Annotated in this window: 21 protein-coding genes; 14 read left to right on the top strand and 7 right to left on the bottom strand. The window is 60.9% G+C overall.

The window, feature by feature from the left end; all coding sequences use genetic code 11:
- Positions 1–48: 48 nt before the first annotated feature.
- The 7 genes from OIS53_RS12715 to OIS53_RS12685 all read right to left on the bottom strand — a co-directional run bounded on the left by OIS53_RS12715 (position 49) and on the right by OIS53_RS12685 (position 7,463).
- Positions 49–828 carry an alpha/beta fold hydrolase gene (locus tag OIS53_RS12715; protein WP_264678947.1) on the bottom strand — a complete coding sequence of 260 codons (780 nt, stop codon included), beginning with the start codon at positions 826–828 and terminating at the stop codon, positions 49–51.
- 293 nt (positions 829–1,121) lie between these two features.
- On the bottom strand, positions 1,122–3,038 hold the full coding sequence (locus tag OIS53_RS12710; RefSeq protein WP_264678946.1) for an ATP-binding protein: 1,917 nt from the start codon (positions 3,036–3,038) through the stop codon (positions 1,122–1,124).
- Between the two features lie 142 nt (positions 3,039–3,180).
- Positions 3,181–3,774: a hypothetical protein gene (locus tag OIS53_RS12705; protein WP_264678945.1), complete on the bottom strand. Its 594-nt coding sequence runs from the start codon at positions 3,772–3,774 to the stop codon at positions 3,181–3,183.
- 270 nt (positions 3,775–4,044) lie between these two features.
- Entirely contained in the window at positions 4,045–5,109 is a 1,065-nt protein-coding gene (selD, locus tag OIS53_RS12700) for a selenide, water dikinase SelD (protein WP_264678944.1), read from the bottom strand.
- A 75-nt stretch (positions 5,110–5,184) separates the two neighbouring features.
- Positions 5,185–5,475, bottom strand: coding sequence for a hypothetical protein (locus OIS53_RS12695; protein ID WP_264678943.1), 291 nt, complete (start codon positions 5,473–5,475; stop codon positions 5,185–5,187).
- 131 nt (positions 5,476–5,606) lie between these two features.
- Complete coding sequence (gene mnmH / locus OIS53_RS12690) at positions 5,607–6,641, bottom strand: tRNA 2-selenouridine(34) synthase MnmH (protein ID WP_264678942.1); 1,035 nt, start codon at positions 6,639–6,641, stop codon at positions 5,607–5,609.
- A gap of 108 nt (positions 6,642–6,749) precedes the next feature.
- The gene (locus tag OIS53_RS12685; RefSeq protein WP_264678941.1) at positions 6,750–7,463 is read right to left on the bottom strand and encodes a pyridoxine 5'-phosphate synthase; all 714 of its coding nucleotides are present in this window, start codon (positions 7,461–7,463) and stop codon (positions 6,750–6,752) included.
- Positions 7,464–7,541: 78 nt separating this feature from the next.
- On the opposite strand from OIS53_RS12685, the gene OIS53_RS12680 reads away from it, so the two are divergent.
- From OIS53_RS12680 to OIS53_RS12615, 14 genes are all read left to right on the top strand, one after another.
- Positions 7,542–8,597, top strand: coding sequence for a hypothetical protein (locus OIS53_RS12680; protein WP_264678940.1), 1,056 nt, complete (start codon positions 7,542–7,544; stop codon positions 8,595–8,597).
- A gap of 28 nt (positions 8,598–8,625) precedes the next feature.
- A complete protein-coding gene (locus OIS53_RS12675; protein ID WP_264678939.1) occupies positions 8,626–9,087 on the top strand; it encodes a GatB/YqeY domain-containing protein in 462 nt (153 codons plus the stop codon).
- A 257-nt stretch (positions 9,088–9,344) separates the two neighbouring features.
- Positions 9,345–9,887 (top strand): CvpA family protein, encoded by a 543-nt coding sequence (locus OIS53_RS12670; RefSeq protein WP_264678938.1) that lies wholly within the window; start codon positions 9,345–9,347, stop codon positions 9,885–9,887.
- 266 nt (positions 9,888–10,153) lie between these two features.
- Positions 10,154–10,774 (top strand): anthranilate synthase component II, encoded by a 621-nt coding sequence (locus OIS53_RS12665; protein WP_264678937.1) that lies wholly within the window; start codon positions 10,154–10,156, stop codon positions 10,772–10,774.
- A gap of 4 nt (positions 10,775–10,778) precedes the next feature.
- The gene (locus OIS53_RS12660; protein WP_264678936.1) at positions 10,779–11,558 is read left to right on the top strand and encodes an alpha/beta fold hydrolase; all 780 of its coding nucleotides are present in this window, start codon (positions 10,779–10,781) and stop codon (positions 11,556–11,558) included.
- Between the two features lie 176 nt (positions 11,559–11,734).
- A complete protein-coding gene (locus OIS53_RS12655; RefSeq protein ID WP_264678935.1) occupies positions 11,735–12,412 on the top strand; it encodes a CBS domain-containing protein in 678 nt (225 codons plus the stop codon).
- Positions 12,413–13,882 (top strand): POTRA domain-containing protein, encoded by a 1,470-nt coding sequence (locus OIS53_RS12650; RefSeq protein WP_264678934.1) that lies wholly within the window; start codon positions 12,413–12,415, stop codon positions 13,880–13,882.
- Positions 13,883–13,919: 37 nt separating this feature from the next.
- Positions 13,920–14,813 (top strand): NAD kinase, encoded by an 894-nt coding sequence (locus OIS53_RS12645; protein WP_264678933.1) that lies wholly within the window; start codon positions 13,920–13,922, stop codon positions 14,811–14,813.
- Positions 14,814–14,935: 122 nt separating this feature from the next.
- On the top strand, positions 14,936–15,817 hold the full coding sequence (locus OIS53_RS12640) for a DUF6089 family protein (RefSeq protein WP_264678932.1): 882 nt from the start codon (positions 14,936–14,938) through the stop codon (positions 15,815–15,817).
- 42 nt (positions 15,818–15,859) lie between these two features.
- On the top strand, positions 15,860–16,624 hold the full coding sequence (porG, locus tag OIS53_RS12635) for a type IX secretion system protein PorG (RefSeq protein ID WP_264678931.1): 765 nt from the start codon (positions 15,860–15,862) through the stop codon (positions 16,622–16,624).
- A gap of 158 nt (positions 16,625–16,782) precedes the next feature.
- Positions 16,783–17,529 (top strand): isoprenyl transferase, encoded by a 747-nt coding sequence (locus tag OIS53_RS12630; RefSeq protein WP_264678930.1) that lies wholly within the window; start codon positions 16,783–16,785, stop codon positions 17,527–17,529.
- Positions 17,530–17,538: 9 nt separating this feature from the next.
- On the top strand, positions 17,539–20,073 hold the full coding sequence (gene bamA / locus OIS53_RS12625; protein ID WP_264678929.1) for an outer membrane protein assembly factor BamA: 2,535 nt from the start codon (positions 17,539–17,541) through the stop codon (positions 20,071–20,073).
- A gap of 37 nt (positions 20,074–20,110) precedes the next feature.
- Positions 20,111–20,794, top strand: coding sequence for an OmpH/Skp family outer membrane protein (locus OIS53_RS12620; protein WP_264678928.1), 684 nt, complete (start codon positions 20,111–20,113; stop codon positions 20,792–20,794).
- Between the two features lie 45 nt (positions 20,795–20,839).
- Entirely contained in the window at positions 20,840–21,472 is a 633-nt protein-coding gene (locus OIS53_RS12615) for an OmpH/Skp family outer membrane protein (protein ID WP_264678927.1), read from the top strand.
- Positions 21,473–21,559 lie beyond the last annotated feature (87 nt).

Below are 21,559 nucleotides of genomic sequence, written 5' to 3'. Positions count from 1 at the left end.
GAGCTTCAAAAGCAAGTAGACTCGCTGAGTAATCGGCATTGAAGGCACTTACGAGCCCATAAACGCCTGCACCAGCTGAAACACCTCGTCGGGCTTTTCGGCGTGCACCCAGTGGCCGGCATCCACCACGGTTTCGACCTGGGAGTTAGGAAACAGGGCCGGAATGTGGGTGAGCTTGTCTTCGGCGGTGATATAGTCGGACTTGCCGCCGCGGATAAACAAGGCTGGCTTCAGGAACGGCTGGGGCGCGGTTACTTCGGCCCCGATGGCGGACAGGTGCTGAGTGAGGGTTGCCAGGTTCTGACGCCAGGCAAACGAGTTGTCGTCCTGGCGGTAGAGGTTTTTGAGCAGAAACTGCCGCACGCCCGGTTGCGGAATGTGGTGGGCCAGGGTTTCGTCGGCCTGCTGGCGAGTTTCGAGCGTGGGCAGGGGCACGGCGTTCAGACCGGCAATGATGTTGTCCTGGTGGCGCATGTCGGAGAAGCCGGGGGCTATGTCCACTACCACCAGGCGGGCCAGGCGGTCGGGGTAGTCGAGGGCGAAGCGCATGGCGGTTTTGCCACCCATGCTGTGGCCCAGCAGGGTAGTGGTGGCGGCGTCCAGGCTCAGGTGGTCGAGCAAGCCGCGCACGTCCTGGGCCATCAGCTCGTAGGAGTGCTCGTCGGAGTGGAAGGAGCGGCCGTGGTTGCGTAGGTCGGCCACCACCACGCGGTGGCCGGCGTCGGCCCAGCGCCGGGCCAGGGTTTGCCAGTTGTCGAGGGTGCCGAACAGGCCGTGCAGAACGACCAGGGGCGTGCCCTGCCCCATTTCGCGGAAGTGAAGTAGCATACGCGCAAAGGTAGGCAACCCCACTTCGATAAGGGAGCTGGTGTCAGCTGTGAATAGACCGTCATACTGAGCCCCGCGAAGCATCTCGCGTGTGACGCATGAGTACTACTTGTCCTGCTGAGCGCAGCCGAAGCATCTCTCCCGCTTCGTCTGCACATGATGAAAGTTAGCCCGCGGTAGAAATGCTTGCCTGCGGCGACCTTCGGTTCGACTGCGGCTGCGCCTTCGCTCAGCATGACGGTCTATCTGTTACCATTCACCTCTCACCTCTCACCTCTCACCCTTTTTCTTCATCACCTCACTATCACCAACGGCCCGTCGTTTCCCTGGCTGGCGGGTAGCGTGACGGATACGGTAGTGCCGTGGCCAGGCGTGCTGCTGATGGAGAGAGAGCCGCCCTGGCGGCGGGCAAACGCCCGGCACAGTGGCAGGCCGAGGCCTGTGCCACTCCGGGGGGCATACGAAAGCGAGGTGGGGCCGTCGGTGCTGAGCAGGGCCGCAACTTGCTCGGGAAGCATGCCGGGGCCCGTATCCGTTACATGGAGCTGCACCCCGGTTGAAGTAGCGGTAAGAGCAGCGCTGAGCTGGATGGTGCCGCCGGCTGGGGTGGCCTTCAGGGCATTGCCCACCAGGTTGCGCAGGATGGTGCGGGTCATGTGCGGGTCGGCCCACACGGCAAGGTCGGGGGCGGTGGTGGCCGCGTGCAGGGTAAGCTGCTTGGCTTCGGCGGCGCTGGCGTACAGGGCCGTCACTTCATCAAACAGAGCCCCTACGGGCAGGCGCTCGGGCTGGAAGGCCAGCTCTCCGGTCTGGCTCACGGCCCAGCTCAGCAGGTTGTCGAGCAGGTGGTTGAGCTGGTGGGCCGACTGGCGCACCAGGGCCGGCAGGCGGCGCAGGCCCTGCTCGTCGCCCCGCTGCAAGTAGAAGTCAATCAGCTCCGTTACGCCGGCAAAGGATGTAACCGGCCCGCGCAGGTCGTGCGCCACAATGGCGTAGAGCCGGTCTTTGGAAGCAGCCAGCTGCCGCAGCTCGTGGGTGGCCTCCTGCAAGGCCCGGTTATTGGCGGCCAAATCGGCCCGGTTGCGGCGCAGCTGGGCGTAAAGCAGCCCGGCCACGCCCAGCCCCAGCAGCAAGGCGGCCACCGTGCCCAGCAACGCCCGGTTACGCTGCTGGGCCACCTGGCCGCGCTCCGTGAGCAACCGAATCTGACTTTCTTTTTCGGCAGTTTCGTAGCGGGTTTGCAGGGCGGCCAGGGTCTGGAGGCGGGAGCGGCTGTTGATGCTGTCGTTGAGGGCCTGGAAGCGGCGCTGCCAGGCAAAGGCCTCCTCGTACTGGCCGCGGCGGGCGTTGATTTCGGCCAGCAGCTCGTAGGCATCCAGCACCCGCTCCTGGTAGTTGATGCGGCGGGCCAATCCTAAAGCTTGTTGGGTCAGGGCTTCGGCTTCGGGCAGCTCCTGGCGTTGCAGCAGCACGGCAGCCAGCAGCTCCCGGTGCCCGGCCTCGAAGCGGAAGTTTTCCAGCGGCTCCACCAACGCCACCGCCTGCCGCAGCAGGCCCTCGGCGGTTTCAAGCTGGTTTAGCTGCTGGTAGAAAGAGCCCAGCTCGGCCAGGTACTGCGACTCGCCGGCCACGTCGCCGGTGCGGCGGGCCAGGGCCAGCGCCCGGCGGGTAAACACCAGCCCTTCTGGCTGGCGCTGCAAGGAAAAGTACAGGTTGCCGAGGTTGCCGAACAGCACCAGCTGGGTGCGCACCTGCACGCCCGGCTGGTAGGCCAGCTCCAGGGCCCGCCGGTAGTGCAGCAGCGCAGCGGCCGTGTCGTTGCGCTCATGGTGCACGCCGCCCATACCCGTGTAGCTGCGCACTAGCCCGTCGGGGTGGCTCAGGCGCCGGGCCAGCAGCAGGGCCTGGCGCTGCAGCTCCAAAGCGTGGGGGCCATCGGATAGATTAGCGTAGCAGCTGGCCAGGTTAAGCAATGCCAGCAGCAGGCCGCGCTGGTCGCGTACCCGGCGGGCCAGGTTCACGGCTTGCTCGCCGTGGCGCAGTGCCCGGGTGGGCGCCCGGTCGTGCAGGGCTTCGCAGAGCTGGTTGAGCACCCGCACGCGGCCCGTGTCGGGTAGCGGAGTGCTGAGCTGCCGCAGCAGCGCCCGTTCAGACTGCTCCGGGGCCGCCCAGGCAACCCCAGACCGGCAAAGCAGCAGAAAAAGAAGCACGAGGCGCCGCATCAGGTAGAAACGCAGAAGGTCAGAACACCGCAAAGTAGCCGACAAACCGTAAACAGAAGGCCAGTCAAGCCGCGGGTTCTTGCCGTAGCACCCGGCAAAGTAAGCAACAAACCGTTGAGCTACAGCTTGCTCAAAGCAGGCACAGCCACCGGGTGGTGCGTTCCAGCGGCGTGTTGCGCAGGAACTCCGTGAGCGGGTCCAGGTTGATGAGCAGGGAAGTGAGGGTAAGCACCTGTCCGCTGCGCAAGTGCAGGCGCAGGTAGGTATAGGGGCTCCAGAACATGCGCCGCGACCGGCACGTGACCCGCTCTACCCGCACCAGGTCGCTCTTGCCGAACGGAATCAGCTGGCCGGCTTCGTACACCTCTAGCAGGTTGCGCTTGGGGTCAAATACCAGCGCGGTGTGCTGATTACGAACATAATACTGTAGATGCAGGACCAGAGCCGGCCCCGAAAACCCCACTACCACCGAGCCCAATAGTAGCACTAGCGCCCATTCGTAAGCAGAAAGCGACTCTGCCACAAACAAGGAGCCCAGAAATGGCAGCCCCACGGCCAGGCAGAGCAGGGGCCAGAACAGCAGGTACAGCTGCCGCCCAAACCCCGGCCGGTACACACGCCCACGCCCCCCAAACAGCCCCGTCACCAGCCGCAAGCCCAGCAGCAAAGCGGCCAGCACCGCGCCCAACTCCAGCATCGGCCGCAAAACAGAAATCAGCTTCACCTGGAGTGGATTTTAGAAGTGAGAGGTAACAAGTGACAGGTGACAAGTGGAATGTCATGCTTCATCTGGCGTCCGCTTGCCGAAGCATCTCTACCGGAGGTAACTTCTGACGACTGCAACGAAGCGGTAGATATACTGGCCTCCGGTTCGGCTGCGGGGACACTCAATGAAGCAGAACCGTTTACTTTTGGCTGTTACGCGGTAGCTTACAAGCAAGGGAGAAGCTGGCCGAGAGCCACTACCTAGCCCAGGGCTTCAGCCCTGGGTGCCTCACCGCACCAGAATCCACGGCTCGTCAGCGGCATGCTCGCGCAGGCGGCCGAAGGGCTCCAAGACAAGGCCGTGAGCGGCAAAAACGGCTTGCACGGCTGCGCGGCCGGCCGGGTCCACGCACACCAGCAAGCCGCCGGAGGTTTGCGGGTCGCAGAGCCACTGCCGCTGCTCGTCGGTGACGGGGCCGATTTTGTGGCCGTAGGAGTCCCAGTTGCGCGCCGTGCCACCCGGAATGGCTTTTTGCGCCCGGTACTCCTCGGCTTCGGGCAGGCGCGGCACCCGTCCGAACGCCACCTCGGCCGTGAGGCCACTGCCTTCGCACACCTCCGCCAGGTGCCCCAGCAGCCCGAAGCCCGTAACGTCGGTCATGGCGCGCACTGCTTCTAGGCGGCCTAGCTCCGTCCCAATCCTGTTGAGACACATCATGCTTTGCGGCGCAATTTGCTCGTGCTCGGGCCGTAAAATACCGCGTTTCTGGGCCGTGGTGAGCATTCCCACGCCCAAGGGCTTGGTTAGGTACAGCTCGCAGCCGGCCGTAGCGGTGTCGTTGCGCTTCAGGTGCTCAATCTCCAGTAGCCCCGTCACGGCCAGGCCAAAAATGGGCTCCGGCGAGTCGATGCTGTGGCCACCGGCCAGCGGAATGCCGGCTTCCTGGCAGATGCTGCGGCTGCCTTCGATGACGCGGCGGGCCACTTCGGGCGCCAGCTTGTCGATGGGCCAACCCAGCACGGCAATAGCCATAATGGGCCGCCCACCCATGGCGTACACATCGGAAATGGCGTTGGCCGAGGCAATGCGCCCAAAATCGTAGGCATCATCCACGATGGGCATGAAGAAATCGGTGGTGCTGATGACGGCCTGCCCGCCCCCGATGTCGTACACGGCCGCGTCGTCGCGGGAGGCATTGCCCACCAGCAGCCGCTCGTGCTGAGGCTGGGGCAAGCTGGTGTGCAGAATCTGGTCGAGCACCTTGGGCGCAATCTTGCACCCGCAGCCGGCGCCGTGGCTGTATTGGGTAAGGCGAATTTGGTCGTCGGGTTGAGCAGGAGTGTCGGAGAGCATGGTAGTAAAAAGCGAAAATGCCGCCTTGGCGGAGAAACCGACTGAAATTCAATTGAGGTTGTAAAACAACACTGTTTACTCGGGGTAGCTGACCCTGTAATGAATCCGTTCAGGATTATTGACCAGATACGTGAGTTGATCAATCCGCCCGGAGGCACATACTTCGTCAGAGACGAGAGTATACTGCAAATAGATGGTGTCGCGGCTAATACGAATATTGCCCGCATAGCTTCCGCAAGCATTGGCGTGGTAGAGCAGCGAAATGTAGAGGATGTCGCGAAACTGCTTTACGTCGATAGTGCCTTTGCGCAGCTTGCTGGCTAAGCCCAGCTTTCGGTAGGCAGTTTCATCACCTTCATTGGCCATGAATACTGACTTAAAGCCTAGTAACTGCTCGTGTCGGGGAGGTAGCGAAGCCGTCGCTTTATTCCTGCACCCTGCTAGCAGTCCAAAGCAAATGAGAAGCAGGGCAGAACAAGCAGTGGAAGAGGTGCGCATCAGATGCGGCTGGAGAAAAAGTCACGTGCAACGACCTGCAGCACCAGCTCCGCATTCACAGCCGGGTCGGCGGTGGCAGTGGGCACGCGCGTGACGCGGCGGCCTTCCAGTCCGTGCGCGTAGGTTTTATCGTAGTAGTCGAGCACCAGGCTCACCATCTTTTCCATGTCGTCTTCGCCGATGGCAGCCAGGGCTTCTTTCGTCACCAAGCCGCCCAGACGCTTACGCAAGCGCAGAATACTTGTGGCCAGCGCGGCGGGGTCTTGCTGCCCGTACTCAGCGGCCAGCTTACGCACCCGCGCGGCACGGGGCACCTCCAGCACCAGCAGCGGCGCGGCGTGCAGCTGCCCAAACAGCCCCGGCGGCACGTGCACGCTGCCAATGGTACGGCTTTCGTCTTCCACCCAGGCCGGCGCCGTAGTCGGCAGCCGGGCCAGCGCGGCGGCCAGGTCATTCTCAAACTGCTCCTGCGTAGGCTGGGCCGGCTGCCCGATGGCGCCGAAGGCCGAGCCCTTGTGCCGGGCCAGCCCTTCGAGGTCGAGCACGGGCTGGGCCTGCGCAGCCAGCTGGTGCAGCACGTCGGTTTTGCCCGAGCCGGTGAGGCCGCCCAACGTCCACAGCGGGCGGGGCCGGGCTATTTCGTCCAACACCCAGCGCCGGTAGTCTTTGTAGCCTTTGTCGAGGAGCTGTACTTGAAAGCCCGCCAGCTCCAGCAGCCACTGCACGGCTCCGGAGCGCATACCACCCCGCCAGCAGTGCACCCGTACCTGCCGGTGCGGCGCCAGCTTCTGCGCCTGCTTCACGAGCTGGCTCATCTTCGGCCCAAAAAAGTCCAGCCCCAGCAGCACGGCTTTCTCCTGGCTTACCTGCTTGTAGGTGGTGCCGATGCGGGCCCGCTCCTCGTCCGAAAACAGCGGCAAGCTCACCGCCCCCGGAATATGGCCGTGGGCGTACTCCACCGGCGCCCGCACATCCAAAATAGGCACGTGGGCAGTGGGCTCTTGCAGAAAATCAGGCAGCGAAAGGCGGGGCATGTGGCGTAAGCTTCAGCTTGCGCCGTCATCTGAAGGAAAGCGCGAAACGGAAAGTAAGATGAATAGAAACAGAGGCTCACGGCGCAAGCTGAAGCTTACGCTACACCGCTATACCAGCTGCCGTCGATACAGCTGAATGGTGTTTTCCAGCCCCAGGTACAGGGCGTCGCAGATGAGGGCGTGGCCAATGCTAACTTCCTGCAAGCCGGGTAAGTTCTGCTTCAAGTAGGCCAGGTTGTCGAGGTCGAGGTCGTGGCCGGCGTTCAGGCCCAGCCCTAGTTCCTGGGCCAGCTCGGCGGCCTCGCGGTAGGGGCGGAGGGCAGCTTCGCGGCCGGCGTGGTAGTGGCGGGCGTAGTCCTCGGTGTACAGCTCAATCCGGTCGGTGCCGGTGGTAGCGGCGGCGCGCACCAGCTCCGGCACGGGGTCGAGGAAGATGCTGACGCGGGCCCCCATCTGCTTCAGGTCGGCCACGATGCCGCGCAGGTAGTCCTGGTGGGTGATGGTGTCCCAACCGGCGTTGGAGGTAATGGCGTCGGGTGCGTCGGGCACCAGCGTTACCTGCTCGGGGCGCACCTCGTGCACCAGGGCCAGAAAGTCGGGGGTGGGGTTGCCCTCCACGTTCAGCTCCGTCGTGACGATGGGTTTCAGGTCGCGCACGTCCTGGTAGCGGATGTGGCGCTCGTCGGGCCGCGGGTGCACGGTAATGCCCTGCGCCCCGAACCGCTCACAGTCGCGGGCCGCCTGTAGCAGGTCGGGGCGGTTGTGGCCGCGGGCATTCCGTAGGGTGGCTATTTTATTTATGTTTACACTAAGCTTGGTCATATTCGAGGGCTGGGCGGAGGTCCGTATGTGCTCAAAGATACGCACCCCGCGCAGCCCGGTCCGCCCACGTTTTCATCCATGACCCTTACCCCCACGCTCCGCCTGCGGCCCCTACTGCTCTTTGGCCTGCTGCTGGCAGCCGGGGTAGGGGTGGAGCTGCTGATCATCCGCCGCCCCGATTTTGCCACGCAGCCCCTGCTGCCCGCCGCCGTCAGCTTCGACGTGCTGGTGCTGCCGCCGCTGCTGTTCTACCTGCTGGTAGTGCGGCCCTACCGCCTGCCCGTCAGCACCGTAGCCGGCGCGTTTGCTGCGGCCGTAGCGTTGGGCTACTGGCTGCTGCCGGTTTCGCAACAGCAATACCTGGGCTGGGCCCGGCACGGCCTGGTGGCCGTGGAGGCGCTGGTTTTTGGCCTGCTAATAACAAATCTGCGCCGCATCAGGCGGGCGTTTCGGGCGGCACGGCTAGTTGCTGCGGGCTACGTGGAAGCTCTAGACGAGGCCGTGCGCCCGGTGTTCGGACGCTTAACGGCGCCCGTCGTCATGGAAGTAAGCACGGTGTATTACGCTTTCCTGAGCTGGCGGGCCCGGCCGGAGGTGCAAACCACCGACGTGGTGTTTACCACCCACCAGGAATCGGCTTTCACGGCGCTGATGAGCACGGTAGCGTTATTGTCAGTAGCTGAAATGGGCGCGGCCCACTTGCTGCTGATGCGCTGGCAGCCGCTGGTGGCCTGGGTGGCGCTGGGGCTGCACCTGTACGGGCTGATGGTGCTGGTAGCGCACGTGCGGGCCGTGCGCCTGCGGCCCATGCTGCTCACCCAAACCGGTGAGCTGGTGCTGCGCACTGGCTTTCTGTGGCAGCTGCGCCTCCCGGTGGCCGATGTCGAGGCTATTGACTCGCTCACCGAAGCGCCGCCCCGCGCCCCTGGTTTGCTCAATCTGGCCCAAGCCCTGCTCACGCCGCCCAACGTACTGCTGACGCTGCGCTGCCCGCACGAGGCAGTGGGGCCGTACGGCGTGCGGCGCTCCGTGAGCCGCGTGGCCTTGTACCTCGACCAGCCTGCCGGCTTGCGGGCGGCGCTGGCCAGTGCCTCTACCTCGTCAAACGGCTCCGTTTTCGGGAATAAGCCGTAATCTTGCACCCCATTATCTTCTCCGAACTATGGCTCTGAAAGAAACCATCGACGCCGATATCAAAAAGGCTATGCTGGCCAAAGACAAAGTGCGCCTCACGGCCCTGCGCAGCATAAAGTCCCAGATTCTGCTGGCCGAAACCGCCGAAGGCCAACACGGCGCCCTCACCCCCGATGCCGAGCTGAAGCTGCTAACCAAAGCCGCCAAGCAGCGCCGCGAAGCCGCCGAAACCTACCAGAAGCAGTTCCGCTCCGACCTCGAAGAAATCGAGTTGGCCGAGCTGGCCATCATCGAAGAATACCTGCCCCAGCAGCTCTCCGAAGCCGACCTGGTAGAGAAGCTCGTGGACATCATCCAGCGCGTGGGCGCCACCGGCCCCTCCGACCTGGGCAAGGTCATGGGCGTAGCCGCCCGCGAGCTGGCCGGCCAGGCCGACGGCAAAGTCATTTCCCAAACCGTCAGCAACCTGCTAAACAATACGAATCTGTAAGATAGGGACTTAGGGTCTTGGTTGATGCTCTAGTGTGTTCTGTCATTCTGAGGTGCTAGCCGAAGGGCCTTGCCATACTGGCTCGAGACGTGAGGACGACGAAGCCCGCAGAAGACGCAGAAGATTGCGCAGAGGGCGCGGAATGGCTCTATTTTCGTTGTTCAAGCAAAGAAAATTCTTTGTACGCCTAGGATGACAGCTCTACTTGCTCGTCATCTAAGGCCCTAAGCCCCCAAGTTCCTAAGCCCCTAAACCCCGTGTCCACTTTCGACATTCTGCTGCTGATTCCGCTGGGCATCGGGGCCGTGAAGGGCTACCGGCGGGGGCTAGTGCTAGAAGTAGCCTCGCTGCTGGCTTTTGTGCTGGGCGTAGTGGGCGGACTGGCCTTGCTCAACGACGCCATTCCGCTGGTGCGGCACTACGTGGGCGAGGCTTTCGGGATGCTGCCGCTGGTGTCGTTTGTGCTGGTGTTTGCAGCCATTGTGTGGGGTGTGCACCTGCTGAGCGGGTTTATCCGCACGGCCGTGCACCTCACGCCTCTGGGCGTGCTCGACAGCCTGGGCGGAGCGGCCAGCGGAGTGCTGAAGTGGGTGCTGGGCCTGAGCCTGCTGCTGCACGGCATCGGGTTGTCGGGGCTCCAGCTGATTTCGCCCCAGCTTGTGGCCGAGTCGCGGGTACTGCCCCTGGTGCGCGAAGCCACGCCTCTGGCCCTGAGCATCGTCAGCTTCGTCATGCCCTTCGCCGGCACCTTGCTGGACAATCTGCGGGAAGTGTTTAAGGTGAGGGTCCTGGGGGCTTAGGGTCTTGGGGACTTAGCTTTCGTTCTGTCATTCTGAGCCTGTCGCGCAGCAAGCAAGAACAAAGGACCTAATAACTGCGGAGCAACTTGTTTCAGAACAGCTCCGCGCCCTCTGCGCACCCTTCCGCGTCCTCTGCGGGCTAAAACCGTTGCAACGGCTCGTGCTAATGGGAGAAAGTTCCTGCTTACGTTGACCTTCAGTTCGGCCGCCGGCTGCCAGATGACAGAACGTAAACCAAGCTCCAAGCCCCTAAGTACCCAATAACCATGCGCCTGCTGCTGCTGGACAACTTTGACTCCTTCACCTACAATCTGCTCGACTACCTGGAGCAGTTAGGGTGCGAGGTGCTGGTGCGCCGCAACGACGTGTCCCTGCCGGAGTTGCAGCAACTGTCCTTCGATGCGGTGGTGTTGTCGCCGGGGCCGGGTACGCCGGCCGAAGCTGGCTGTATGCCGGAAGTCATCGAGTTTTACCATCAGCGCCTGCCCATACTGGGCGTGTGCCTGGGCCACCAGGCCCTGGGCGAGTTTTTCGGAGGCCGGCTGCGGCGCGGGCAGCAGCCCATGCACGGCAAAGTGTCGGAGGTGGTCTGGACCACGCCTGACCCGCTATGGGCCGGCCTGCCCGCCCGCATGGCCGTGACGCGCTACCATTCGCTGGTGCTGGACGCGCTGCCGCCTATGCTCGAACCTCTTGCCTACACCACCGGCCCCGCGGCCCCCGAACTGATGGCTCTGCGCCACCGTACGCTGCCTCTGTACGGGGTGCAGTTTCACCCCGAAGCTCTACTCACCTCGCACGGATTGGCCTTGCTCGGCAATTGGGTCAAGAGTTGTATCATTGCACCGACCACCCCGGTAGCTCCGGCTGGGCCGGTTATTTCCTGAAACGATGGCGTTGCAGATCAAGGAACAAAACGGTTTTCAGTATGTAGACGAAGGCAGCGGCGACGTGCTGCTGTTGCTGCACGGCTTGTTTGGCGCCCTGAGCAACTGGCAAGACGTCGTGGCCGAGTTCAGCTCCCGCTACCGCGTGCTCATCCCGCTGCTGCCCATCTACGACATGCCCCTGACCAAGGCCGGCATCAGCGGGCTGGTCGGCTTTGTGGAAGACTTTGTGGCCGAAATCGGGCTGGTGGAAGCCTGCACCGTGCTCGGCAATTCCCTGGGCGGCCATATTGCGTTGGTGTATACGCTGCGCAACCCCCGGCGCGTGGCCCGGCTGGTGCTCACCGGCAGCAGCGGCCTGTTCGAGGACAGCATGGGCGGCTCCTTTCCCAAGCGCGGCAACTATGCCTACGTGGAGGAGCGCGTGGCTTACACCTTCTACGACCCGGCCGTGGCCACCCGTGAGCTGGTGGATGAGGTGTTCAGCGTCACCAACTCCAACGCCAAGTGCCTGCGCATCATCACCATTGCCCGCTCGGCCCAGCGCCACAACCTGGCCAAGGAGCTAGGCAATATCAAGGTGCCGACCCTGCTGGTGTGGGGGCTCAACGACACCATCACGCCCCCGGTCGTCGCCCACGAGTTCAACCGCCTGATTCGGGGTTCGGAGCTTTGCTTTCTTGACCAGTGCGGCCACGCGCCCATGATGGAGCGCCCCCACGAGTTTAACCGGCTCTTGCAGCGCTTCTTGCAGCGCACCGCCGTGCCCGCCGAGCAGCCCTGACGCGCTGGGAGCATGCAACTTGGCGCAGCAGCCCGGCATCTATAAATTGAACAACAGAAGGTGCGCTTTTACGGGCCGGTGTGCGTATGTATCGGCTGAAAAACCTTCCTTTGGTGTAGCTGCTACTACGTTGCTGCGCTACTGCTTTCTACTCCGCCGTTTCAGCTCTGCTTCCGATGCACTCTATTATTGCCGAAGATTTATTGAACCAGATGATTCCGCCGCTCAAAGTGACGGACTCCGTGGAAAAGGCTGCCCGCTGGCTCGATGAGTTTCACGTGGGCCAGCTGCCCGTGCTCGACGACCGTCAGTACCGCGGCCTCGTCACGGAATCGGACCTGCTGGAGCGGGAAGGCACCGACCAGCTACTGGGCAGCCTGCCGCTGGGCTACGCCAACGTGCACGTGCGGCGCGACCAGCACTTCTATAACATCATTGAGCTGGCCGTGCAAAACCGGCTGCAGCTGGTGCCGGTGCTGGACGACCAGCAGGAATACCTGGGCGTCGTCACGGTGAGCGACACGCTGGCCGCCTTTGGCAAAATGCCCATATCCACTGGGCAGCAAGGCATCATTGTGCTGGTGATGGAGGAGCGCGACTACTCCCTGAGCCAGATTAGCCGGTACGTAGAGGAGAACAATGCCAAAATCATGAGTGCCCACGTGGCCCAGGACGAGCACGATACCTACCGCATCCGGCTGACGCTCAAGGTCAACACGCCCAATTTGTCGCGCATCATTGCCACGCTGGAGCGGTTTGGCTACTCCATCACGGCCCAGTTTAGCGGCACGGCTGAGGTCAGCGAAAACGAGCAGGAGCGTTTCGATGCCCTGCTGAAGTATCTGAACATCTGAGTGCTGGCACGTATCCTGGCTTGTTTGCTGCTGGTGCTGGTCAGCCACCGTGTTTCGGCTGAAGCCAGAACGATGCCCGTGTCGGCTCCTGACACCGCAGTAGCCGCCCGGCCCGACAGCCTGCTGCTGCTAAGCCAGTGCCCGGACTACCGGCAGCTACGCGTGGGCGCTATTGTGTTGGTTGGCAATGCCGTAACCAAAGAAAGCGTGCTGCGCGCCGAGCTGGACCTGCACGAAGGTGACACCCTGGCGGCGGCCGCTGTAGCCCGCCGCCTTGAAGTCAACCGCCGTCGGCTGTTCAACCTGCAGCTGTTTCACCAGGTGCTGCTCCAGGCCACGTGCCGCGCGGGCGAGCTGACCATCCTGTTCAGCGTGCAAGAGCGGTGGTATACATTTCCGATTCCCATTTTCACGCTGGCCGACCGTAATTACCGCTCCTGGCTCGACCGTCCCGACCGGTGGCGCCGCGTCGATTACGGCGTGCACGTGGTCAGGCGCAACTTTCGCGGCCGCAACGAGCAGCTGATTGCCAACGTACAGCTGGGCTTCAACCGGAAGTATGAGCTGTTCTACGAGGCGCCCGGCTACGGGCGCCGCCGGCGCATCGGGTTTGGGGCCGGAGCTTCCTACTACCGCAGCCGCGCCCTCGACTACGCCACCCGCAACGACCGGCTCGTGAACTTCCGGCAGGCCGACGGGGATAAAGGCTACCCGATTCTGCGGCGCTACGTTACGGCCGGGCTGCGCTGGCGCCGCACCGTGCAGCACCTCACGGCCCTCAACGTCACCTATACCCACGAACAGGTTTCCGACTCGGTGTTCCGGCGTAACCCGGCGTACTACCTCAGTGGCCCCCAGCGCCGGCACGTCGAGTTCAGTCTAACCAGCACCCTGAACCAGCGTAACACCTTTGCCTACCCACTCACCGGCCAGTTTGCCCAGGCCAGCGTGGCCTACCGCACGTTCCTGCACGAAGCTCCCGGCATTCTGACGTTGCGCGGGCGCTATGTTCGTTACGTAGCCCTGGGTGGGCCCTTTTACTACAGCGCCGGCCTGCGTGGGCAGGTTCGCCTGGCCCGGCGCCTGGGCTATGCCGACAGCCGCGCCTTTGGCTACGATGCCCTGGTGCGCGGCTACGATGCCCTGGTAGTGGAAGGCCACCACTACGCCCTGCTACAGCAAGGCCTGACGTATAAGCTGCTTGATGCCGGCCAGCTGCGACTAAGAGCTATTCGAAACCCGAAGTTCAACCAGATTCCGCTGGTACTGTATTTAAATACCTTTGTCGACGCCGGATACGTCCGCAACCGGGCCGCTCTGCCTGCCAACCGCTTGCCCAACCGCCTGCTGTCCTCTGCTGGAATGGCTCTGCACTTGGCTACCTACTACGACTGGGTGCTGACGGTGGAGTATACTCGCACATGGCACGGCTACGGCGGCTTCTTTTTCCGCACCGAATTTCCCATCTGAAGCCTGCTGGCCTTTGCCGTCAGGTTATGTTTACGTTATGAAAATCGCCATTCTGGGAAAACCATTCGACGAAGCCCTGCGCCCCGTGCTGCAAGAGTTGCTCAATGACCTGGCGCAGCGGCAAGCCGAGGTACTCATCGTCGAATCATTCTACAACTACCTGAGCCAGTGCTTGCAGTTGCCGCCCAGTGCCACCAGCTTCCGGCGCGGCGACTCGCTCAAAGGGGTACGATTTGTGCTCAGCATCGGCGGCGACGGTACCTTGCTTGATACGGTAACCTACGTGGGGGCCCAGCAAATTCCTATTCTGGGCATCAACACCGGCCGGCTTGGATTTCTGGCCACCATTTCTCCCGACCAGATCAGCCCGGCCATTGATGCCTTGTTCAAAGGGCACTTTGTGCTGGAGGACCGGAGCCTGATTCGCGTCGACACCGACCCCGATGCGTTTGGTGATATCAACTTCGGCCTCAATGAGTTCAGCATCCTGAAGCGCGACACCTCTTCCATGATTGTGGTGCACACGTATATTGATGGCGAATACCTGAACTCCTACTGGGCCGATGGCCTCATCGTATCCACGCCTACCGGCTCGACCGGGTACTCGCTCAGCTGCGGTGGCCCGGTTATGTTGCCCCAAACAAACAATTTTATTATTGCTCCCGTATGTCCGCACAATCTGAACGTCCGGCCCCTTATCGTGTCCGACCGTAGCGTCATTTCATTTGAAATTGAGGGAAGAAGCAACAATTTTCTGCTTTCTCTCGATTCACGCTCTGTCACGGTAGAAGCCACTATTCAGATTGCCGTTCGTCGGGAAAATTTCAATGCTCGTCTGGTAAAACTCAACCACGTTAACTTCCTGAGTACCTTGCGCAGCAAATTGAACTGGGGTCTGGACCGGCGCAATCCGTCCGGCATCCCAGTTTAATCCAGAGAATTTCCACTACTTGTTTTTTAAGTTCCCTTCAATTTCTACTTTTGTCGCTACCTGCGACCGTGCCCGTACAATTTTCGCACTCTTCCAACAGGATATTTTAACCCTCGCTTAATATGAAGCATTTCTTCACTTACACTCTAGCTTTGCTACTGGTCTTGGCCTTGGTAGCTTCGGAAGCGAGTGCGCAGCAATTCAGCAAGCGGAAGCAGTACAACTCCGTTGGTGTGAACCTGAACGCCATGAACTACTTTGGCGACATCACACCCAAGCCAAGCATTCCCAGCTTCCGGGCGGGTGCCACCCGCCCCAACCTCGGCCTGACCTTCACCCGCCGCTTTGCTCCGCGTATCTCGGGCCGGGCCTCGCTCTCCTACGGCCGCATCACGGGTGATGACGCTAAAGCTGCTGACCAGAACGATGCTGAAGCTAAGTATCGCTACAACCGGAACATGAACTTCCGGAATGATATCCTGGAGTTTGCCGTAACCGGTATTTTCGACTTGATTGAAAACCGCAACAACTACATTAAGCGCCCCGACTTCGTGCCGTACGTGTTTGCTGGTGTCGGTGTGATTCGCCACAATCCCAAGGGCGAAGATGCAGAAGGCAATATTGTTGCCTTGCAGCCGTTGCGTACTGAGGCGCAGAGTAGCACCTACAATCTTGGCCAAATCGTTATTCCCTTTGGTGGTGGTGCTCGCTATAAGCTGAACCGTAGCTTTGACCTGGGCCTGGAACTAGGATTCCGCAAAACGTTTACCGATTACTTGGATGACGTAAGCGGAAACTACGCTGCTAGACGTGGTGATTTGCAGTCGAGCGCCGCACAATACTTCGGGTGGGACATCACGCGTGAAATCCCTGGAACGTACACCGAGAGCATTCAAGGTGGCCAGATGCGCGGCAAGAGCAACGAGAAGGACTGGTACACCACGCTGGGCATCTCGGTAAACTATATCTTGGCTCCGCGAGTACGAAGCCCCAAATTCCGGTAGTCAGCTTATGCTGGCTGTCAATCTTCACCAACAGCCAGTCAAATGACGAAATCAGGTTTTTTCAAAACACTCCTTGTTTGCGCTGGGCAAGCGGGGAGTGTTTTTTTTGCTCAATCAGCAGCGGCTCAGAACACCAGTGAGCTAGGATTTGGCCTGGGAGGCCTATCCTACAAAGGCGAAATATCACCCCACTATCAGTTCCGGAACAACCGGCCGGCCCTGACGCTGTTCTACCGCAAGGATATTTCCGCGCCCGTGACCCTGAAGCTGGCAGCTACGGGCGGTATGCTCCGGGCCGACGACCGGAGCGTGAAAGGCGTAAATGGCAGAACGGCACCTTTACATGCGTATCGCCAAGCCTACCTAAAAGGCAGCCTGTACGAGCTGGCCGGTAACTTGGAGTACAACTTTTTCAACTACCACGACCGAAAGTCGAAAGTACGGTTTACGCCCTACGTGTTTGTGGGCGTAGCGGGGTTCTATGCCAACACGGAGGTTGGCAGCAGTGCCCGGCCCGTACTCAACTACCAAAAAGAAGGACAGTTTGGGCTAGCGGTACCGGCGGGGCTAGGCTTCAAATTTGCCTTGTCGCGGCACTGGAACCTGGGCCTCGAAGCTGGGGCCCGGAAGGCCTTTACCGATTTGCTGGACCACATTGACGGCAAAAGAGGAGGCCAGGACAACCGAGTGGGCAATCCGAACGACCAGGACTGGTACTTCTACAACGGGCTGAGCTTGTCCTACACCTTTTACAAGATTCGTTGCCCTGAGACAGGCGGCGACGCGTCCGGCGGCAAGCGCGACTAAAAACCACTCAGCGGATACAGGCAACAGCCCCTGGCATACTTCCGAACGGAAAGTGTGCCAGGGGCTGTTGCATGGTGCGGTTGCTCCGGCAGACTGCCGGCCGTAAGCCAAATGCAACCATTTCTGTAACTTGCAGCCTCTTTACACAAAAGATAGTGATGGCCGCCCGGTCCGAAAAAGATACTTCACCTATTCCGGCTCACGTGGCCGTTATCATGGACGGTAACGGCCGGTGGGCCAAGCAGAAAGGCGGTTTACGCATCTTCGGTCATCAAAGCGCCATCACGGCGGTGCGTGAAACAGTGGAAGCCGCCGCCGAAGCTGGCGTTCGTTTTTTGACCCTGTACGCCTTTTCAACCGAAAACTGGGCTCGCCCGGCCCACGAAGTGACGGCCCTGATGCAACTGCTGGTACACACCATCCGGCAGGAAACTCCTACTCTACTCAAAAACAGCATCCGCCTGCAAGCCATTGGGCAAACTGAGAGCCTGCCGGTTTCCTGCCAGCGGGAGTTGGCCGAAGCGATGGAGCTAACCCAGGCGGGCAGCCGCATGACCTTGGTGCTGGCCCTGAGCTACAGCGGGCGTTGGGACCTGACGCAGGCCTCGCGGCGCATGGCCACGGAAGTGGCTGCCGGCCGCCTGCAGCCCGACCAGATTACCGAACAAACCATGGCCGGCTTTCTGTCGACAGCAGGCATTCCGGACCCGGAACTGCTCATTCGCACCAGCGGGGAGCAGCGAATCAGTAACTTCTTGTTGTGGCAGCTGGCCTACACCGAACTATACATCACCAACTTGTTGTGGCCCGACTTTCGGCGGGAGCATTTTCAGGAAGCCTTGCAAGCATATCAGCAGCGGGAGCGGCGCTTTGGCAAAACCAGTGAGCAGCTAACGGTTTCGTAATCAAGCAGAATGAGTTCTTCTTATCATAAGATTTGTCGGGTAGTGGCCGTGGCGGCCATCTTGGGAGTGGGCACACCGTATGCTGCTCACGCCCAAACTGCCCCTGCCACTGCACCTGTCGGGGCGGAGCCTCAGCGGTATACGCTGGGCGGCATTAGCGTGAGCGGGGCCCGCTACCTCGACCCTAACACCCTGATTGCCCTGACCGGCCTCAAAATCGGGGACCCTATCACCATTCCGGGGGAGGAGATTGGCAAAGCCATCCGCAAGCTCTGGGACCAGGGCATTCTGGGTGACGTGAGCGTGAGCATCGAGCGCACCGAAGGTTCCCGCGTGTTCCTGGACTTCAACCTGAAAGAGCGGCCCCGGCTGTCGAAGTTTGAGTTTTCGGGCATCAGTAAAGGCCAGGCCGACGAGCTGAAAAACAAAATCAAGCTCATCCGCGGCAAAGTGGTGACCGATGCCCTGCTGAACAACACCCGTACGCAGGTGCGCAAGTTTTACACCAACAAAGGCTTTCTCGACGCCAAAGTCAACATCACCCAGACGCCCGACTCGTCGCTGTCCAACAGCGTGGTGCTCAACATCCAGGTGGATAAGGGCGAAAAAATCAAAATCCGGGACATTGCTTTTGAGGGCAACGCGGCTTTCAAGGATGGCAAGCTGAAGGGCAAGTTCAAGAAGACCAAGGAAAAGAAGTTTCCGAAGCTGTTCAACTCCGGCAAGTTTCAGAAGGCCGAGTTTGAGAACGACAAGAAAAGCCTGCTCGAGTTCTACAATGCCCAGGGCTACCGCGACGCTGTGGTGGTATCGGACACGCTGGAGCGGGTAGGCGACGCCCTGAAGCTGGTGGTGCGGGTCGATGAGGGGCCAAAGTACTACTTCCGCAACATTACGTGGAGCGGCAACTACCTCTACGACGACAAGACCCTGGCCTCGGTGCTGGGCATCAAGGAGGGCAGCGTGTACAGCAAGGAAACGCTGGACAAGCGCCTGAACTACAACCCCACCGGCCAGGACATTACGTCGCTCTACATGAACGACGGCTATCTGTTCTTCTCTATTGATCCGGTAGAAACCAAAGTCGAGGGTGACTCCATCGACATTGAGATGCGCATCTCGGAAGGGGTGCAGGCCCGCATCAAGGACGTGAACATTGCCGGCAACACCAAAACCTCCGACCACGTGGTGCGGCGGTCCTTGTACACGCTGCCGGGCGAGAAGTTCAGCCGGGAGCAGCTCATCCGCTCCCAGCGCGAAATTGCTACTCTGGGCTACTTTGACCCAGAGAAAATCGGCCTGAACCCGGTGCCCAACCCCGCCGACGGCACCGTGGACATCAACTACACAGTGGAGGAGAAGCCTTCCGACCAGATTACGCTGTCGGGCGGCTGGGGTGGCTTTGCGGGTTTCATTGGCACGGTGGGCCTGGTGTTCAACAACTTCTCGCTGCGCAAGGCCGGAGAGCTGCGCAACTGGCGCCCCGTGCCGGCTGGCGACGGACAGCGTCTGGCGCTCAACATCCAAGCCAACGGCTTGCAGTACCAGGCCTACTCGTTTTCGTTTACGGAGCCGTGGCTGGGCGGCCGCAAACCCAATTCGCTTTCCTTCAGCCTGAACCGGACCATTAACCGCGCCGGCACCAACTTCGATGCCGAAACCGGTAGCTTCCTGAAAACCAGTGCTGCCAGCATCAGCCTGGGCCGCCGCCTCCGCTGGCCCGACGACTACTTCACGCTCAGCAATTCGCTGTCGGTGACGCGGTATGAGCTGCAGAACTACCCGTTCCTAGGCACTAATTTCTTCCCTAGCGGCACCGGCAACGCTACCAACGTCACCCTCAACACCACGCTCAGCCGCAACAGTATCGACAACCCGACCTTCACGCGGCGCGGTTCGTCGTTGTCGTTGAGCGTAAACCTGACGCCGCCGTATTCGGTTTTCCCCGGAGCGCACCCCAGCGTAAACGAGTGGGTGGAGTTTCACAAGTGGATGTTCGACGCTTCGTGGTTTACGCCAGTAGTAGGTAAGCTGGTGCTGAACACGCGGGCCCACTTTGGCTTTATTGGCAGCTACGGAGCCAACCGCCAGATTGGGCCGTTTGAACGGTTCAGGCTGGGTGGCGCGGGCCTGGGCTTTGGCGGCGCGGCCAACTTTATTGTCGGCCAAGAATTTATTGGCTTACGCGGCTATGCTGACCCCAACGACGCCAGTGCCATTCCTACGGCTCGCGAAGGGGAAGACGGGGGTGTGGCCTACAATAAGTTTGTGCTGGAAATGCGTTATCCGGTTAGCCTGAACCCCGCGGCTACGGTGTTCGTGCTGGGCTTCGCGGAAGCTGGTAACTCCTTCGACCGGTACTCGCAATACAACCCGTACAAGCTGTACCGCTCGGCCGGTGTCGGGGCCCGTATCTTCATGTCGGCGTTTGGCTTGCTAGGCTTCGACTACGGCTGGGGCTTCGACCAAGTGCCCATCATCCGGGCCGGTCAAAAGCAGGACAAGGGTATTTTCCACTTCATCATTGGCCAGCAAATCCGCTAAGCGCGGCCGAGCGGCCAGCTACTTCTTCCTTTCCGCTATGAACAAGATGGTTTCGTGGGTAGTGGCCGTGGTGCTGCTACTCGGAGTAGGGGCCCCGCAACTGGCGTGGGCCCAGAAGTTTGGGTACGTCGACTCGGAGTTTATCATGAGCAAGATGCCGGCCTACGCCCAGGCCCAGCAGGAGCTGAATACGCTGTCAACCAACTGGCAGAAGGACATCGAGGCCCAGAAAAAAGACCTCGACAAGATGTACCGGAATTATCAGGCCGAAGAAGTGGTTCTTACGGAGCCGATGAAGAAGAAGCGCCAGGACGAGATTTTGAAAAAGGAGCAGGACATCAAAGCCTACCAAAACAAAATCTTCGGCTTCGAGGGCCAACTCTTCAAAAAGCGCCAGGAGCTGACCAAGCCGGTACAGGACCAGGTGTTTGAGGCTATTGAGAAAGTAGCCAAAAAGAAACAGCTGGCCATTGTATTCGACAAGGCTGGTGACCTGACCATGCTCTACACCAACCCCACGCACGACTACACCGAGTTTGTGCTGGAGGAGCTGGGTCTGGCTTCGCCGGAGCGGAACCAGCCCGGCCAGAAAGGCACCGCCCGCACCGTGACAACTCCGCAGACGCCCGCCGGCGACGCTGCCGAAGTAGAAGCGGAGCCCGGTACGCCGGCCCGCCCCACCCGACAGCCAGTCTCGCGGCCAGCTAGCCGAAAAAAGTAACTTTGCGCATCTAACTCTCTGACTTTTCTCTTTTTAATGACCACCATGAACAAATTTCGCGTTGCACTGGCTGCTGCCGCCCTCACGTTTACTACGGCTACGGCTTCGATGGCACAGACCGCCGCACCGCTGAAAATCGGCTATACCAGCGTCGAGTATGTCTTGTCCCAGATGCCCGAAAGCAAGCAAATCGAGTCGCAGCTGAAAGACTACAGCACCCAGCTGAAAAACCAGCTGGACGCCAAAGCCAATGAGTTTCGCACCAAAGGCGAAGCCTATCAGAAGGGGGCCGCTACTATGACCGACGTCGTGCGGGCCGACAAGGAAAAAGAACTGCAAAACCTACAGCAGTCCATTCAGGAGTTCCAGCAGAACGCGGAGCTGTCGTTGCAGCAGAAGCAGCAGACCCTGCTGAAGCCGGCCCTGGACAAGCTGCAGAAGACTATCGACCAGGTAGCCAACGAGAATGGCTATACCTACGTGCTTAACTCCGACGGTGCCAGCCCCGTGCTGCTGCACGGCCCGAAAGACGGTGACATTTCGGATTTGATTCTGAAGAAGATGGGCATCACGCCCGGTGCTGCGGCAGCGGCGGCTACTAAGCCTGCCGCCGCGGTTACTCCGGCCGCTACACCCGCCGCGCCTGCTACCAAGACGAAAACCAAGTCCAAGAAGTAGTAAGGTTGCCAATTCACTCTGGAGCACATTGCACAGCCGGGACGTAGGTTCCGGCTGTTGCGTTTTTCAGGAGGCTGCCGAGCTACC

Source organism: Hymenobacter sp. YIM 151500-1 (assembly GCF_025979885.1).
Lineage (GTDB): Bacteria > Bacteroidota > Bacteroidia > Cytophagales > Hymenobacteraceae > Hymenobacter.
This window is presented reverse-complemented; position numbering and strand designations above follow the sequence as displayed.

Excerpts from the sequence above, each read along its gene's own strand:
- OIS53_RS12640 (WP_264678932.1), top strand. The coding sequence starts at position 14,936 with ATGAAGCATTTCTTCACTTACACTCTAGCTTTGCTACTGGTCTTGGCC.
- porG (WP_264678931.1), top strand. The coding sequence starts at position 15,860 with ATGACGAAATCAGGTTTTTTCAAAACACTCCTTGTTTGCGCTGGGCAA.
- OIS53_RS12685 (WP_264678941.1), bottom strand. The coding sequence starts at position 7,463 with ATGACCAAGCTTAGTGTAAACATAAATAAAATAGCCACCCTACGGAAT.
- OIS53_RS12695 (WP_264678943.1), bottom strand. The coding sequence starts at position 5,475 with ATGGCCAATGAAGGTGATGAAACTGCCTACCGAAAGCTGGGCTTAGCC.
- OIS53_RS12715 (WP_264678947.1), bottom strand. The coding sequence starts at position 828 with ATGCTACTTCACTTCCGCGAAATGGGGCAGGGCACGCCCCTGGTCGTT.
- selD (WP_264678944.1), bottom strand. The coding sequence starts at position 5,109 with ATGCTCTCCGACACTCCTGCTCAACCCGACGACCAAATTCGCCTTACC.
- OIS53_RS12620 (WP_264678928.1), top strand. The coding sequence starts at position 20,111 with ATGAACAAGATGGTTTCGTGGGTAGTGGCCGTGGTGCTGCTACTCGGA.
- mnmH (WP_264678942.1), bottom strand. The coding sequence starts at position 6,641 with ATGCCCCGCCTTTCGCTGCCTGATTTTCTGCAAGAGCCCACTGCCCAC.
- OIS53_RS12680 (WP_264678940.1), top strand. The coding sequence starts at position 7,542 with ATGACCCTTACCCCCACGCTCCGCCTGCGGCCCCTACTGCTCTTTGGC.
- OIS53_RS12665 (WP_264678937.1), top strand. The coding sequence starts at position 10,154 with ATGCGCCTGCTGCTGCTGGACAACTTTGACTCCTTCACCTACAATCTG.
- OIS53_RS12675 (WP_264678939.1), top strand. The coding sequence starts at position 8,626 with ATGGCTCTGAAAGAAACCATCGACGCCGATATCAAAAAGGCTATGCTG.
- OIS53_RS12655 (WP_264678935.1), top strand. The coding sequence starts at position 11,735 with ATGCACTCTATTATTGCCGAAGATTTATTGAACCAGATGATTCCGCCG.
- OIS53_RS12645 (WP_264678933.1), top strand. The coding sequence starts at position 13,920 with ATGAAAATCGCCATTCTGGGAAAACCATTCGACGAAGCCCTGCGCCCC.
- OIS53_RS12615 (WP_264678927.1), top strand. The coding sequence starts at position 20,840 with ATGAACAAATTTCGCGTTGCACTGGCTGCTGCCGCCCTCACGTTTACT.
- OIS53_RS12630 (WP_264678930.1), top strand. The coding sequence starts at position 16,783 with ATGGCCGCCCGGTCCGAAAAAGATACTTCACCTATTCCGGCTCACGTG.
- bamA (WP_264678929.1), top strand. The coding sequence starts at position 17,539 with ATGAGTTCTTCTTATCATAAGATTTGTCGGGTAGTGGCCGTGGCGGCC.
- OIS53_RS12660 (WP_264678936.1), top strand. The coding sequence starts at position 10,779 with ATGGCGTTGCAGATCAAGGAACAAAACGGTTTTCAGTATGTAGACGAA.